Origin of the sequence: Nocardia sp. CC227C (assembly GCF_030767025.1) — a bacterium.
Classification (GTDB): Bacteria; Actinomycetota; Actinomycetes; order Mycobacteriales; family Mycobacteriaceae; genus Nocardia.
Map to the genome: position 1 here is coordinate 99,361 of NZ_JASITE010000011.1, position 15,273 is coordinate 114,633.

Here is a 15,273-nt window from a genome sequence, read left to right on the forward strand (position 1 = left end):
CAAGACTTCGGGGGCTTGTTTCGACGAACCTACCGGGCGACCAGCCCGCAGCACCTCGGTGCAGAGTGCGGAATGAAAGCTCCGCTATTCCTTGGCAATTCACATTTTCATTGCCGGGAGGCACGGGACACGCTGTTCGCGAAGCCAGTGGCCGGTGCTGGCCCAGGCGGTGAGGACCACGGTGGTGAGCGGGAACAGGACGCCGATGGCGCCGAGGGTGTGGCCCGCCAGCATGACCGCCAGCCAGGGCAGCAGGGCGATGGTCGCAATGGCGATGATGGTGTAGCGGCCCGCCGTGAGGCGGCTGAACAGCAGCACCGTCCCGGTGATCAAACCTATTGCCACCAGCAGGGATACCGGACAGATCAGCAGGGCGGCGGCCAGCATCGCATCGTCTGGTCTGCCCGGTGCGGCCTGCGCGGCGGGTTCCGGGTCGGGAGGCACCAGGTCCGTGCCCGCCAGCAGGACGAATCCGGCGGCCAGCGCCAGCAGGCCGTGCGCCAGACCGCCCAGCGCCGCGAGCACGCCACCGGTGATACCGGTGAAGGGGTTCGCTCGCGGCGGCGCATGCGTCGGGGCCGGAATCGGCCGCGCTGTGTACGCGTGCGGACTGGACGGATGCACCTACCTGATCCCCTCCCGTGGATTGTTGCGCGCACTCTACCTGCGGCCGCCCTCGGGAGGCGATCGTGTTTCCGCCGTTACAGCCGGGCGTCAGCGTAGGCCTTCATGGCGTCACGCACATAGGCCGCGGTGCCCGCGCCGTGCTTGTCGTAGTTCACGGCGAAACGCGGGTCGGCCACGTACATCTCACCGAGGCCGACGAACGCCTCCGCCTCGGGGCGGCGGCCCTGCCAGCCCACGGCCACCCACTCGTAGTGTCGCTGGGTGATGGCCTGGACCTCCTCGCTGTCGACCGGCAGCCCGGCCGCGTGGGCCCGGCCGTAGTCGGCGGCGATATCGAGCTGGGTCTGCTGGAACGCCCGCTTGTCGGCCTCGCTCAGACCCCGCCACCAGCGGTCGCCGCGCTCGTAGGCCTCCCGGCCCCACTTCTCGATGACCTCGCCCTTGTACCGCGTGTGGTCGAAGCCGTCGAATACTTCGTCTGCCATGAGTTGCTCACCTGCTTCCGTTTTGCGCAATGTTGTTCGCACCGAAGCGATTTGACGCGCGATCCGGTCCTGCTCCTGCCGGAGCAGATCCAGATGCGTGCGCAGTGCGGTGCTCGTATCCTGTTCTCCCGCGAGGACTTCGGCGATGACCGGCAGGCCGAGGCCGAGTTCGCGCAGCAGCAGGATGCGTTGCAGTCGCACCAGGGAGCCCTGGTCGTAATAGCGGTAACCGTTGGCGCCCACCCGGCTCGGCGGCAGCAGGCCGAGCTGGCCGTAGTGCCGCAGGGTCCGGCTGGTGGTCCCGGCCGCCTTGGCCAGGTCCTGGATGGACCATTCGGTTGTCGCCGTCACGTCCTTTCCCCTTCGTTTCGCATCGACGGAATCCAGGATGCAAGTTGACGCTACGTCAAGGTCAAGCCTTTACAGTATGCTCCTGACCACGATCTTTTGGCACTATCTGCTCCACCAGGTTCTTGGGGGGAAGGGAAAACTTCATGATTGCGATCGGCCGTGCCCGGATGCTTCGCTGGGCGGTCGTGGCGGCGCTGGCGCTGGGGGGCTCGGTGCTCACCGCCGGTGCCGCGCAGGCGGTGCCCGCGGCGGTCCTGGGCGGTGGTTCCGGGATCTATGTCGAGCAGCTCGACGATCCCGACAGCGTCGGCGAATGCACGCTCACCGCCATCGGATTCGACCGGGACGACCGCCTGGTCGGCCTGACCGCCGGGCACTGCGGCGAGGTCGGGGCGCGCATCGCCGCCGAGTACTCCCTCGACAGCGGCACCATCGGCGTGATCGCGGAGAAGAGCGCGGGCAACGACTGGGCGGTCATCGCCTTCGACCCCGACCGGGTGGCGCCCACCCGGCAGGTGGCGCAGACGGTGATCAACGGCGTCGGCGCGCCGCCGAACATCGGGGACAACGTCTGCAAGAACGGGCGCACCACCGGCTTCACCTGCGGTGTGGTGTGGGAGACCAAACCGGGGTACTTCCGCAGCCAGGTGTGCGCCGACCAGGGCGACTCCGGCGGTCCGGTGCTGCTGGGTGATCAGCTGGTCGGCATGATCGTGGCCGGTTCGGAAGTCCAGATCGGGCCGCTGTCCATCGATCCCGGCGCTTGCGCGGGCGCCGGTGACTTCATTCACCGCCCGGAGGTGTCCACCAATATCACCCTGGTGCTGGCGGATATCGATCACCGTGGCGGTGTCGGAGCCGGATTCCGCGTGTTCTGATCGGACCGTGCCTACACGAGCGCCCCTCCGGACCGGAGGGGCGCTCTGCTCGTTTCGGCGCTCGGTTCGCTTCGCCCCGGGCGTCCTCGCTCAGTACCCGGCGGTGAATCGGGTCCGTGAGTGCCGCGGCCGCTCGGCCTCGTCGAGCAGGACCACCGCCAGATCCTCCATGGAGATGCTGGAGTCGCCCGCGGCGTCGACGAGGAGTTCGTCGCGGCCCAGGCGGAATCGGCCGGTGCGCACACCGGGTTCCAGCAGGGCCGACGGGCTGAGGTAGGTCCAGTCGACGGAGCCGTCCGCCGCCCGGAACACCTCCAGCTGCCGGTCGCAGGCGGTGGCGATCGGTTGCAGTTCGGCGGGGAAGTCCGGCTGCTCGCGCAGTGTCTTCCCGGTGCCCGCGACGGTGAGGCTGCCCGCGCCGCCCACCACCAGCAGCCGAATCCCGGTGCCGGTCAAGCCCTTCAGCAGGGCCGTCGCGACCTCGGCGAGTTCGTGCTCGCGACCGGGCACCGGCCGCGTCGCGCTGATCACCAGGTCGCTGCCGACGCTGGCGGCCGCGATCTGTTCCGGGTCGGAAGCATCCCCGGCCCGCCGCTCGACGCCCGCCGGGAGTCCTTGCAACCGTTCGGGATTGCGAGATACCGCACGTACGCCGTGGCCGCGCCCGAGCGCCTCGGTGACGACGCGGCTGCCGACGCCGCCCGCTGCTCCGAATACCGTGATGTGCATAGCTGTCGAACCTTTCGGAATTGGTTGGGATTGCGGGTTTCCCGCCCGGTGTGCGGGGGGGGACTTGCTACAGGCCGCTCCGGCAGTGACCGGCGGAATCACGGCGGGGCCACCGGACGGTGGGATGCGCAGCCACCTGGTTACGTTCACCACTTCGAGCAGGCCGCGTCGGCAGCCCGGTGAGCGTCCGCCGGGTGAGATCCGCCGGACCAGGCGGTCGCCCGTTGGCGACCGAACCGGGTCGCCGGACCGGGGGGCGGAGGTCACGTGCGGGTGAGCATCCGCGAGGTGACCGCCGGTGCGGGTGTCTCCGCCCGCACCGCGGGCTTCGGCATGCCGCCGAGCTGACCGAGCAGGGTGCCGGTGAGGGCGATGACGATGCCGAGCACCTGGATCGGGCTGAGCGCCTCGCCGAGCGCGATCCAGCCGATGACGGCGGCCGATACCGGGCTGAGCAGGCCGAGCAGGGCGGCCGAGCTGGCGGGCATGCGGCTCAGGCCGCGGAACCAGAGGGCGTAGGCGGCGGCGGTGCCGAGCAGGCCGAGGTAGAGGTAGCCGGTGACGGCGCGCCCGTCCAGGGCGGGCGGAGCGCCCTCCACCAGCAGCGCCAGCGGCAGCAGCACCAGTCCGCCCGCGGTGAGCTGCCAGCCGGTGAGGGCGAGGGGGCCGACGCCCTCGGGGCGGCCCCAGCGCTTGGTGAGCACGGTGCCCGCGCCCATGGACGCCGCACCCAGCAGTCCGGCGAGGACGCCGACGGTATCGAGGACCGCGGTGGCCTTCAGGACCACCAGTGCCACCCCGAACAGGCCGATCACTCCGGCGGAGATCTTTCGGGTCGTCGGCTTCTCACCGAGCAGCAGCACGGCGAGACCGAGCGCGAACAGCGGCTGGGCCGAACCGAGCACGGCTGCCACGCCGCCGGGCAGGCGGTAGGCCGCCAGGAACAGCAGCGGGAAGAACGCGCCGATATTCAGCAGGCCCAGAATCCCCGCGCGCCATACCCATTCGCCACGCGGCAGCAGTCGGGTGACGGCCAGCAGCAGCAGTCCGGCGGGCAGGGCGCGCATGAGCGCGGTGAACAGCGGACGGTCCGGCGGCAGGAATTCGGTGGTGATGATGTAGGTGGACCCCCACACCAGCGGGGCGAGGGCGGTCAGGGCGAGGGTGCCGGTGTAGGCGGCTCCGGCGCGGGTGGCGGTCATCTCTTCACTCCCCATTGATAATCTCAACGTTGAAATAAAATCAGCTATGTACTTCAGCGTCAAGTATCTTCATGTTGAGATTATTCCCCTCGAGAGGAGTGACGATGGCCGACGCAGTCGACCAGATCCTGGCCGCATGGCGGGCGGCGCGCCCCGACGTGGACGCCTCCCCCATGGCCGTGGTCGGCCGGATCACCCGGCTGGCGCGCGTGTTCGACCGCGAACTCACCGACTTCTTCAAAGGTCACGGGCTCGAGCGGTGGGAGTTCGACGTGCTCGCCACCCTGCACCGCTCCGGCGGCGCGGAGGGGCTCACCGCGGGCGCGCTCAACCGCGCGGCCATGATCACCTCGGGTGCCATCACCAACCGCATCGACCGGCTCGCGGCCAAGGACCTGGTGGTGCGCGTGCCCGATCCGGTCGACCGGCGCTCGGTCCGGGTGCGGCTCACCGACCGCGGCCGCGCCCTGGTCGACGAGGTGCTTCCGCTGCACGTCGCCAATGAGGAACGGCTGCTCGGCGGCCTGTCCGGTCAGGATCGCGACGAGCTGGCGACCCTGCTGCGTTCCCTCGCCGAATCGCTCGGCGACACCTCACTCACCTGAGCCGTAGCCCAGCGGCACGGACTCGCCCGCCACCGTCGGACCCGGCACGTCGACGACCGTGGCGCGCGGCGCCGGATCGCTCGCCACGACCCCGCCTTCCGGAGCGGACGCTGCCGCGCCCGGTGCGGACGTGTCACCGCCCGACCCGGTGGTGGTGACCGGCGGCGGGGTCGGCGTGGACGCGGTGCTCGGGGCCATCGTGCCGCCGGGGGTGGGCTGCCGCACGGGATTGGTCGGCAGGGCATCCGGACCGGCCGCGGCGGGCGGCGCGGCCATGAGGTCGATGAGGTCGAGGACGACCTCCACCGCGTCGACGAGTTCGGGGCCGAGCCCCTCGCCGTCCGGTCCTTCCGTCGGCGGCACCTCGGCGGGCAGCGGGGCCGGGGCCAGTTCGGCCGGGGTCGGTCCCACCTCGAGGGTCCGGATGTCGATGGCGGAGCCGCCATCGGGCGCGGCGGAATACTCGCTGCGCAGGATGCGCCCGTCGCGCAGCAGCACCTGGCCGGTGGACGCGCGCACGGCCTCGGAGGTGCGCGCGTCCTCCTTGCCGGTGCCCGGGTACATCTGGCAGTCGGTGGTGTCGCAGGTCTGCGCGTACGGGTAGCGCTGTTCGGCCAGCGCGTAGGAGCGGGCCGCGACGGCCTGGGCGCGCAGGGCCTCCGCGCCGCCGTGGTCGGCCCAGGCGGGCACCATTTCGGCGGGCACCACACCCTTCAGGTAGTCGTCCACGTCCACGTCGTTGACGGTGCGTGCGGACGCGCCCTCCAGGGCGACGCCGAGCGCGCCGCGATAGGCGCTGCCGCCGCAGAGGGTGAGATGTTCGGCGGCGGGCCGGTCGGGTCCGGCCGCGACCGGGTAGACCCACGGATCGTCGGTGCTGCCCGTCCACAGCACCTCGCCGTCGCAGCCGCTGGTGACGACCACGTCGGCCCCGGTCGGCGTGGCGGTGAGATGGGCGGCCTGGCCCGCGACGACGCGGCGGCCCGCGACGAAGAAGCCGGAGTCGGACCGGACGTCGAGGGTGCTGTCGTCCTGGGCCATCAGGCGCACGCGGACATTGGTGGGTCCGATGGCGCCCAGCTCGGCGCCCGGATAGTAGTGGGCCAGAATGCGTTCGGCGCTCCAGCCGTCCCGGGCCTGGTTGTACGCGCCGTGCTGGCTGAGGCCGCGGCCGTGGCCGTACGGTCCGGCGGCCACCTGATTGCGCACCTCACCGTCGGGCCAGGCCCAGAGCATCAGGGCGGTGCCCCCGGCCAGTGCCGCGGCCACCGTGCACAGGCTGACCGTCCTCCATCGTCTACGTCGCTGTAGCAAGTAACCGTTCGGCATGTCATACCCGCTCTTCCGTGTCGCGAGGCTACATTCGAGCTACTTGGTAATCCTCAACTACAGATTTAGGGCTTGTGACAGATGGGACTAGTGTGATCGTTGATTTGTCAGGAATCAACCCCCGACACCGGGTGACGATCAACGGTTCTACCTGGAATGGGAGATGCTCGTGCCGTACCGCAAACCGAAACGCTCATATGTCCTCCCGGTCGTCACCATATTGGCGGTCACCGCGCCGATCGGTGCCCTAGCACTGAGCGACGCACCGGCATACCGCGATACCGAAGAACGCAACCTCGCGGCAATACCGGCGAACGTGGCCGAACTCGCCTTGGCCGCCGCACCCGACGTGGTGCTGCCGCTGCGCGACATCACCGGCCTACCGCTACCGGACCTACGACTATCCGACCTACGGATGCTGCCGCTACCGGCGTCCATCCGGATTCCCGAGAATCTCCCGCTGCCACCCGGGGTCGAACTGCCCGGCGAGATCCCGCTACCCCGGCTGGACCAGCCCCGCACCCCCGTCGGCCCCTTCACCGCCGCACCCGGATTCATCGCCGAGCCCGGCGCGGCCGACCCCCAGATCACTCCCGATCCAGCCGCCCCTTCCGCCCCCGGCAGCGAATTCCACACCGCGCCAGGCGAATCCGGAACTGTTCAGGCCCCCGCTCCCGCGGTCCCCGAAGGTCCCGCGGTACCCGGCGCGAATGCGCCCGAAGCGCCCGCCGCCGACGTTCCCGCGGCACCGAGCCCGCACCTCGACCCCGAGTCCGGCGAGGAGACCCACGCTCCCGCCCAGCCCGCCGCACCCGTCATCGGCGGCGACCCCGAACGTCCCGCCCTGGCCCCCGGCGTGGTGCCGGGCGACCTCATCGACCAGGTCGGCGCGCAGGTCAAGGAGATCACCCGCGACACCCCGTTCAGCATGGTGGCGCTCACCGCCAAGGAACTGGCCGGCACGACCACCATGATCCGCGCGCAAGCCCCGGACGGCACCTGGGGGCCCTGGTACGAGGCCGAACCGGTGGAGACGACCTCCAAGGACGGCGTCACCGACGCCCGCACGGGCACCGAGCCGATCTATGTCGGCGACACCAAATCCGTGCAGATCCTGGTGACCCGCAAGCCCGCCTCCACGAATCCCGCCGCGGTGCCCCCCGCCGACCCGGCGCAACCGCCCGCCGATCCGGCACAGTCTCCCGCCGATCCGGCCGTCGTGCCGCGCACCGACACGGCGGCGGGCGATCCCGCGCAGATCGGGCTGGAGGCGCTGTCGGCCGTCCTCATCGACCCGGGCCGCGGGGTCATCGACGCCACGCTGTCCGAGGTGGCCGCGCCGCTGCCGGGCGGCGGCCCGAAGGTGATCTCGCGCGCCCAGTGGGGTGCGGACGAGAACATGCGCTGCCAGGACCCGACCTACGACAAGGACGGCGTCGCGGGCATCACGCTGCACCACACCGCGGGCCGCAACGACTACTCCAAATCCGAGTCAGCGGGCATCGTGCGCGCCATCTACGCGTATCACGCGAAAACCCTGGGCTGGTGCGATATCGGCTACCACGCGCTGGTCGACAAGTACGGCCAGATCTTCGAGGGCCGCGCCGGCGGACTCGACAAGCCGGTGCAGGGCGCGCACGCGGGCGGGTTCAACGAGAACACCGCGGGCGTGTCGTTCATGGGCAACCACGAGGAGCAGGCCCCGAGCGAGGCCGCCGTGCGGTCCATGGGCGAATTCATCGGCTGGCGGGCCAAGGTGGCCGGACTCGACCCCGAGGGCACCACCACCATGATCTCGGAGGGCAGCAGCTACACCCCCTACGCGCTCGGCGAGGAGGTCCGGCTGCCGATCGTGTTCGCGCACCGCGACGTGGGCAACACCAGCTGCCCCGGCGACGCGGCCTACGGGCTGATGGACCGGATCCGCTCGATCGCCGAGGACGCCTCCGGCGGAGTCTCCCCGCAGCAGGAGGTGCCGTCACCGCCGCGCTCGCGCACCGATCAGCGCGCGGACCAGCAGCAGTCCATCGATCCGGAGACCGACGCGGACCTGACGGCGCTGGCCGATCTGACCACCCTGCTGCTCGACATGCTGGACCGCAGCGCGGTGGCACGCACCTGGAACGAGCAGGGCGGGGCGGCCGGACCGCTGGGCGCGCCCATCTCCGAACCGCGGCCCACCGTGGACGGCGGCGAGTACGTGCAGTTCGCCAACGGCATCGCCTACTCCACCCCGGATGGCCGGGTCTACCGGGTGGTGGGCAAGATTCTGGAGCGCTTCATCCAGTTGGGCGCGTTCACCGGCCTACTGGGCATGCCGACCAGTGACGAATACGAGGTGCCCGACGGCGTGCGCGCCGACTTCCAGTACGGCTCGCTGATCTTCAACCGGGCCACCGGCATCATCACGACGATTCTCGACACCTTCGGGACCTCCCAGTCCCTCGCCGGTGCGCCGATCCCGCAGCCACTGGGGCAGGCGCCCGCCGCCGACCCGATCCCGGCCCCGCTGCCCGCACCGTAACCGGGCGGCGCGGCGAGAGTCGTTCACACCCACCAACGTTCGAGGATGCGGGCCACCCCGTCCTCGTTGTTGGTGGCGGCCACCTCGTCGGCGGCCTCCTTGGCCTCATGATGCGCGTTGGCCATGGCCACGCCGTGCCCCGCCAACCGCAGCATCGGCACGTCGTTCGGCATATCGCCGAAGGCGATCATGGTGGCGTGCTGCACCCCGAGCCGCTGGGCGACGGTGGCCAGCCCGGTGGCCTTGGTGACGCCGGGGGCCGACAGCTCGACCAGCCCGTCATCGGTCGAATAGGTCAGGTCCGCGCGGCCGATCAGGTGCGGTTCCAGCACCTCCCGCATGAACGCGCTCGTCGCTCCCGCCAGCCGGATCAGCATCTTGATGGCGGGCGCCGCGATCACCTCCGACCGCGCCACCCGCGTGTCATCGGGATTCAGCCAGGCGTGCTCGTACTCCGGCGAACTCACGAACTGCGGCGTGGCGGCATCGTGCGCGCTGACCCCCACCCGCTCGGCCGCCAGCCCGCACCCGGGTAGCAGCCGCTCGGCCAGTTCCGCCAGCCATTCGAGGGTGTCCACATCCAGCACCCGCGTGGACAGGATCCGATCCTGCGCACTGTCGTAGATCACCGCCCCATTGCCGCACACGCACAGCGGCGCATACCCCAGCCCGTCCACCACCGGGTCGATCCAGCGCGGTGGACGCCCGGTCGCGAGCACGAACGGCACGCCGTCGGCGATCAGCGCCGCCACGGCCGCTCTGGTACGGGCACTCACCTGCTCCCGGTGGTCGATGAGCGTGCCGTCGACATCGGTGGCGACCATCTTGGGTTTGGGCAGGTGAAAGAGAGTCACCTGTTCCATCCTGCCTCGAGAGGACCCCCGCTTGCCCGAAAGATGCCCATTCGCAGCAGTACCGTCGACTATCCCCCACCCACCGTTCACAATCGGTTCGATCACGGCGTGCGCACCCCCACCGGCACCCGCCCGCCACGACTTGCCCGCCATTGGCTGCGCGGTACTGCGCATATCTTCAGGTCGGTCCCTATGATCTGGGGCTACAGACTCGACCCGAGAGGGACTGATGGCCGGATTTCTGCTGCGACGTGCGCTCAACTATGTCGTATTGCTGCTACTGGCGTCGTTTCTCACGTTCGTGGCGGCATCCTGGTCCTTCAATCCCTTGGAAAGCCTGGAGCAGCGCAATCCCCGGCCACCGCAGTCGGTGATCGACGCCAAGCGCGCGGAACTGAACCTGGACGAGCCGGTCATTCCCCGGTACGTGCAGTGGGTCGGCGGCGTGCTGCACGGCGATTTCGGCCAGACCCTGGCCGGACAGCCGGTCTCGGAGGAGCTGCCGCGCCGGATCGCGGTCAGCCTGCGACTCCTCCTGATCGGCTCGGTGGTCGGCACGGTGCTGGGCGTGTTGATCGGCGCGGCGGGCGCGATACGGCAGTACCGGTTCAGCGACTATTTCACGACGGTGATCTCGCTGCTGGTGCTGTCCACACCGGTGTTCCTGCTCGCCACCCTGCTGAAATTCGGTGCGCTGGAAATCAATATGGCCACGGGCAAACAGATCTTCCTCTATACCGGTGAGACATCCGCGACCGCCGTCCACGGCCTGTGGAACCAGTTCGTGGACCGCCTCCAGCACATGGTCGTCCCGACCCTGGGCCTGGCGCTGGGCGCGATGGCCGGATACAGCCGCTACCAGCGCAATGCCATGCTGGACGTGCTCCAGTCCGATTTCATCCGCACCGCCCGTGCCAAGGGGCTCACCCGCAGCCGGGCGCTGTACAAGCACGGCCTGCGCACCGCGCTGATCCCCATGGCCACACTGTTCGCCTACAGTTTCGGCGGCCTGATCACGGGCGCGACCTTCACCGAGAAGATCTTCGGCTGGCACGGTGTCGGTGAATGGCTGGTGGACTCCATCAATGCCCAGGACCTGTATCCGGTCGTAACCATCACGGCCTTCGCCGGATTGGTGGTACTCGTATCGGGCCTGCTGTCCGATGTGGTCTACGCGATCCTCGACCCCCGGGTGCGTGTGGGATGACCGAGGCCGAACTCATCGTCCAGGGCGCACCGGCCGCGGCCGGACGCCGAAAGCTGGTGCTGCGCCGCTTCCTTCGCAACAAGCCGGCCGTGGTCGGTTTGATCGTGCTGGTGCTGATGTTCGTGTCGGCGTTCGCGCTGCCACCGCTGTTGCCCTACGACTATCAGGAGCTCGACTACACGGCGCTGCTCCAGCCGCCGAGTGCGGAACATCCGTTCGGCACCAACCAGATCGGTCAGGACGTACTGGCGCAGACGCTGCGAGGTTTGCAGAAGTCGCTGATCATCGGCCTGTGCGTGGCACTCATCTCCACCACCATCGCCGCTCTCGCGGGGTCGCTGGCGGGGTTGCTGGGCGGCTGGACGGATCGGGCCGTCATGTGGCTGGTCGACCTGCTGCTCGTGGTGCCCAGCTTCATCATCGTGGCGATCTTCGCACCGCGCACCAAGGGCAGCGGTTCCATCCTGCTGCTGATCGGCCTGCTGAGCGTCTTCAGCTGGATGATCAGTGCGCGCATCGTGCGCGGTCTGGCCATGAGCCTGCGCGAGCGCGAATTCGTCCGGGCCGCACGGTATATGGGCGCGTCCACCTGGACGGTGATCACCACCCACATCGTGCCGAACATCGCCTCGATCCTGATCATCGACACCACGCTGTCGGTGGGTGCGGCCATCATGGCCGAAACCGGACTCAGCTTCCTCGGCTTCGGTGTGCAGCCGCCCGACGTTTCGCTCGGCTCGCTCATCGCCACCGGCACCAAGTCGGCGCTGACCTATCCGTGGCTGTTCATGTTCGCCGGCGGCCTGCTGATCGCCACGGTGCTGTGCGCGAATCTGGTCGGCGACGGTCTGCGTGACGCCTTCGATCCGAGTTCCGCGCGGGCTCGGGCGCGCAAGACGTCGAAGGCGACACAGAAGGCGGGGGCATGACGGACGACAAGAACACGCGCACCACCACCGCACCCCTGCTGGAGGTCGCGGACCTGCACGTTTCCTTCCCGGGCGAGGAGGGCCGCATCGACGCGGTACGCGGGGTGAGCTACACCGTGCAGGACGGTGAGGTGCTGGCCATCGTCGGCGAATCCGGTTCCGGCAAGTCGGTGTCCTCACTGGCGGTGATGGGCCTGCTGCCGGATCAGGCGCGGGTGCGCGGTTCGATCCGGCTGCGCGGACGGGAACTGCTGGGGCTCAGCGACAAACATCTGTCGGCGCTGCGCGGCGCCCGGATCAGCATGGTGTTCCAGGACCCGCTCTCGGCCCTCACCCCCGTGTACCGGGTGGGGGATCAGATCGCCGAGGCGCTGCTGGCGCACAAGAAGATGAGCAAGCAGCAGGCCGCCGCGCGGGCGGTGGAACTGCTGGAGCTGGTCGGCATTCCGGAGCCCGCCGTACGGGCCAAGATGTTCCCACACGAGTTCTCCGGCGGTATGCGCCAGCGCGTGGTGATCGCCATGGCCATCGCCAACGATCCGGAACTCATCATCTGCGACGAGCCCACCACCGCCCTCGACGTGACGGTGCAGAAGCAGATTCTCGATCTGCTGCGCCAAGCCCGCGATATCACCGGCGCGGGCGTTGTGATGATCACCCACGATATGGGGATCGCGGCCACCCTCGCCGATCGCGTGGCGGTCATGTACGCCGGGCGGATCGTCGAAACCGCGCCCGTCGCCGGACTTTTCAACGCCCCGCGGATGCCGTACACGGTCGGCCTGCTCGGCTCCATCCCGCGGATGGACGGGCCGGCGCGAACTGCCCTGATTCCCATTGTCGGCGCGCCGCCCGCCATGCACGCGCTGCCGCCCGGGTGCACGTTCGCACCCCGATGCCCCGTCTCGGTGGGCGACTGCCGCGCCGCCGAACCGCCGCTGCAGGACACCGAGCCCGGCCACCGTGCCGCCTGTATCCGCACCGCGGAAGTCGGTTCGGCGGCACTGTTCGACGCCTACCGGCGCGACATCCCCGAACCGGATCACGTCTCCGACACCGACTCCCATGTGGTGTTGAAGGTTACGCAATTGAAGAAGTCCTTCCCCATCACCAAGGGCGTCGTCTTCCGCCGCCGCATCGGTGAGGTGAAGGCGGTGGACGACATCAGCTTCGAGGTGCGAGCGGGCCGCACGCTGGCACTGGTCGGAGAGTCCGGATCGGGCAAGTCCACCACCCTCACCCAGATCATGGACCTGGTACGGCCGGAGAGCGGCAGCATCGAAATCCTGGGCCGGAGCGTGGAATCGCTCACCAAGGAGCAGCGCCGCGATATCCGGCGACGTATGCAGATCGTGTTCCAGGACCCCTCGGCCTCCCTGGACCCCCGATTGCCGATCTTCGACGCACTGGCGCAGCCGTTGCGCATCGACGGCCGACCGCGTGAGGAGATCCACCGGCGGGTCCCGGAACTGCTGCGGCAGGTCGGATTGCGGCCCGAACACGCCGACCGCTATCCGGCGGACTTCTCCGGCGGCCAGAAGCAGCGCATCAATATCGCCCGCGCGCTCGCCCTGGACCCGGAGATCCTGGTGCTGGACGAACCGGTCTCCTCGCTGGATGTGTCGATTCAGGCGGGTGTGCTGAATCTGCTGCGGGACCTGCAGGCCGAGCGTGGACTGTCGTATCTGTTCGTCTCCCACGATCTGTCGGTGGTGCGTAACCTCGCTCATGAGGTGGCCGTCATGTATCGCGGCGAGATCGTCGAATACGGCCCGGCGGAACAGATTTTCACCGCTCCCCGCCACGACTACACCCGCGCTCTCATCGACGCGGTACCGGTCCCGGTGGTAGCACGATAGGAGACAGCCGTGGGAATCCGTTCGCTGGGAACACGTTTGGCCGTGCCCCTGATCACGGCGGCGGTCGTACTCGCCGGTTGCGCCGGTGGCGACGACAGCGATACGCCGCAGGGCACCGCCGCCCAACTCGGCACCACCAACGACATCAACCCCCGTGACGTGAGCGAGTTGCGCGACGGCGGCAATCTGCGGCTCGCGCTGAGCTCCATGCCCGAGACCTGGAACGCGCTGCACACCGACGCGGACGGCGAGGTGGGCGGCCTGCTGCGGCCGCAGCTGCCGCGCGCGTTCAGAACCGATGCGGCGGGCAACCTCTCGGTGGACACCAACTACTTCACGAGTATCGAGCTCACCAGCACGGAGCCACAGCGGGTCACCTACACCATCAATCCGGACGCGGTCTGGTCCGACGGCACCCCTATCACCTGGGAGGATCTCCGTTCCCAGGCGCAGGCCCTGAGCGGGTCTGATCCGGCCTATCTGATCCGAATGAATTTCGGATTCGACCGGGTGGAGAAGGTGGAACGCGGCGTCGACGACCGGCAGGCGGTCATCACGTTCAAGGAGCACTGGGCCGACTGGAAGGGACAGTTCGCCGGCGAGGGATTCCTGTTCCCGAAGGCCGTCACCGAGACGCCGGAGGCGTTCAACGAGAGTCTGCGCGACGAGATCACGCTCACCGCCGGACCGTTCACGCTGCAATCGGTGGACCGCGCCCTGCAACGCGTCGTCCTGGCCCGCAATCCGAAGTGGTGGGGTGACACCCCCAAGCTCGACACCATGACCTTCAGCGTGCTCGCCGACGACGCGATGCTACCCGCGCTGCAGAACAACGAGATCGACGCGATCGGCATCGCGACCCGTGACGATATGAAGATCGCCCAGGGCACCCCGGGCGTGGCGATCCGGCGCGCACCCGGCGCTAGCTGGTCGCATGTGACCTTCAATGGTGCGCCGGGGTCGATCCTCGAGGACGCCCGCGTTCGGGTGGCCATCACCAAGGCGATCGACCGGCAGGGCATCGCGACCGCCCTGCAGAACGGGCTGGTGGAGAACCCGACACCGCTGGGCAACCACGTGTACATCCAGGGCCAGGTGGGATACCAGGACAACAGCCTCCCGTTCGACCCCGACGCCGCGGCACGGGAGTTGGACGCGCTCGGCTGGACGCTCAACGGCGATGTCCGGGAGAAGGACGGCCGTAAGCTGGTGATCCGCGATGTCATGTACAACTCCGACACCTGGGTCCAGATGGCGCAGATCATGCAGCAGAACCTGGCCCGGATCGGCGTGCAGCTGGTCATCGAGACCAAGCCGGGCCAGGGCCTGTTCACCGACGTCATCCGGCCCGGTAATTTCGACATGGCGCACTGGGTGTGGTCCAGTGACGTCTTCGCATTGAAGAATCTGCCGCAGGTCTACCGGTACGACCCCGATGATCTGCAGGGAAACTACGGCCGCATCGGTTCGCAGGAGATCAACGACCTGATCGATCGGGTGCTGGCCGAGCTCGATCCGCAGCGGGCGATCGACTTGGCGAACGAGATCGACCGCAAGCTGTGGGAGATCGGTTTCTCACTGCCGCTCATGCAGTCGGCCGGCAATGTGGCGGTGCGGGCGGATCTCGCCAACTACGGGGCGACGGGCCTGGCCTCCTACGACTACACCAAGATCGGTTTCCTGAAGTGATCCGG

13 protein-coding genes are annotated in these 15,273 nt (G+C 69.0%); 7 read left to right on the forward strand and 6 right to left on the reverse strand.

The annotated features are described in order from the left end of the window. Positions 1-99: 99 nt before the first annotated feature. A complete protein-coding gene (locus QMO76_RS22445; protein ID WP_306363294.1) occupies positions 100-624 on the reverse strand; it encodes a hypothetical protein in 525 nt (174 codons plus the stop codon). Between the two features lie 77 nt (positions 625-701). After that, a complete protein-coding gene (locus QMO76_RS22450) occupies positions 702-1,463 on the reverse strand; it encodes a MerR family transcriptional regulator (protein WP_306363295.1) in 762 nt (253 codons plus the stop codon). A 143-nt stretch (positions 1,464-1,606) separates the two neighbouring features. Here QMO76_RS22450 and QMO76_RS22455 point away from each other — a divergent pair, with 143 nt between their 5' ends. Further along, positions 1,607-2,341 (forward strand): S1 family peptidase, encoded by a 735-nt coding sequence (locus tag QMO76_RS22455; RefSeq protein ID WP_306363296.1) that lies wholly within the window; start codon positions 1,607-1,609, stop codon positions 2,339-2,341. 90 nt (positions 2,342-2,431) lie between these two features. Here QMO76_RS22455 and QMO76_RS22460 read toward each other — a convergent pair whose 3' ends face one another. Continuing rightward, positions 2,432-3,070, reverse strand: coding sequence for an NAD(P)-dependent oxidoreductase (locus tag QMO76_RS22460; RefSeq protein ID WP_306363297.1), 639 nt, complete (start codon positions 3,068-3,070; stop codon positions 2,432-2,434). Between the two features lie 263 nt (positions 3,071-3,333). Further along, positions 3,334-4,272, reverse strand: a complete 939-nt coding sequence (locus tag QMO76_RS22465; protein ID WP_306363298.1) for an EamA family transporter — start codon at positions 4,270-4,272, stop codon at positions 3,334-3,336. 104 nt (positions 4,273-4,376) lie between these two features. On the opposite strand from QMO76_RS22465, the gene QMO76_RS22470 reads away from it, so the two are divergent. Next, positions 4,377-4,877, forward strand: coding sequence for a MarR family winged helix-turn-helix transcriptional regulator (locus QMO76_RS22470; protein WP_306363299.1), 501 nt, complete (start codon positions 4,377-4,379; stop codon positions 4,875-4,877). Here QMO76_RS22470 and QMO76_RS22475 read toward each other — a convergent pair. After that, positions 4,866-6,146: a SpoIID/LytB domain-containing protein gene (locus tag QMO76_RS22475; RefSeq protein WP_372342044.1), complete on the reverse strand. Its 1,281-nt coding sequence runs from the start codon at positions 6,144-6,146 to the stop codon at positions 4,866-4,868. The genes QMO76_RS22470 and QMO76_RS22475 overlap by 12 nt on opposite strands. 376 nt (positions 6,147-6,522) lie before the next feature. Between QMO76_RS22475 and QMO76_RS22480 the strand changes: the two genes are divergently transcribed. Then, positions 6,523-8,730, forward strand: coding sequence for an N-acetylmuramoyl-L-alanine amidase (locus QMO76_RS22480; RefSeq protein WP_306363300.1), 2,208 nt, complete (start codon positions 6,523-6,525; stop codon positions 8,728-8,730). Between the two features lie 23 nt (positions 8,731-8,753). Here QMO76_RS22480 and QMO76_RS22485 read toward each other — a convergent pair whose 3' ends face one another. Then, complete coding sequence (locus QMO76_RS22485; RefSeq protein ID WP_306363301.1) at positions 8,754-9,593, reverse strand: HAD family hydrolase; 840 nt, start codon at positions 9,591-9,593, stop codon at positions 8,754-8,756. A 220-nt stretch (positions 9,594-9,813) separates the two neighbouring features. On the opposite strand from QMO76_RS22485, the gene QMO76_RS22490 reads away from it, so the two are divergent. From QMO76_RS22490 to QMO76_RS22505, 4 genes are read left to right on the forward strand one after another with little or no spacing between them, the layout of a single operon-like run. Continuing rightward, a complete protein-coding gene (locus QMO76_RS22490; protein ID WP_306363302.1) occupies positions 9,814-10,791 on the forward strand; it encodes an ABC transporter permease in 978 nt (325 codons plus the stop codon). Further along, positions 10,788-11,720, forward strand: coding sequence for an ABC transporter permease (locus QMO76_RS22495; RefSeq protein WP_306363303.1), 933 nt, complete (start codon positions 10,788-10,790; stop codon positions 11,718-11,720). Before QMO76_RS22490 ends, QMO76_RS22495 begins: the two co-directional genes overlap by 4 nt. Next, on the forward strand, positions 11,717-13,579 hold the full coding sequence (locus QMO76_RS22500) for an ABC transporter ATP-binding protein (protein ID WP_306363304.1): 1,863 nt from the start codon (positions 11,717-11,719) through the stop codon (positions 13,577-13,579). The genes QMO76_RS22495 and QMO76_RS22500 overlap by 4 nt, the downstream gene beginning before the upstream one ends. A gap of 9 nt (positions 13,580-13,588) precedes the next feature. After that, positions 13,589-15,268 (forward strand): ABC transporter family substrate-binding protein, encoded by a 1,680-nt coding sequence (locus tag QMO76_RS22505; protein ID WP_306363305.1) that lies wholly within the window; start codon positions 13,589-13,591, stop codon positions 15,266-15,268. The last annotated feature ends 5 nt before the right edge of the window (positions 15,269-15,273 follow it).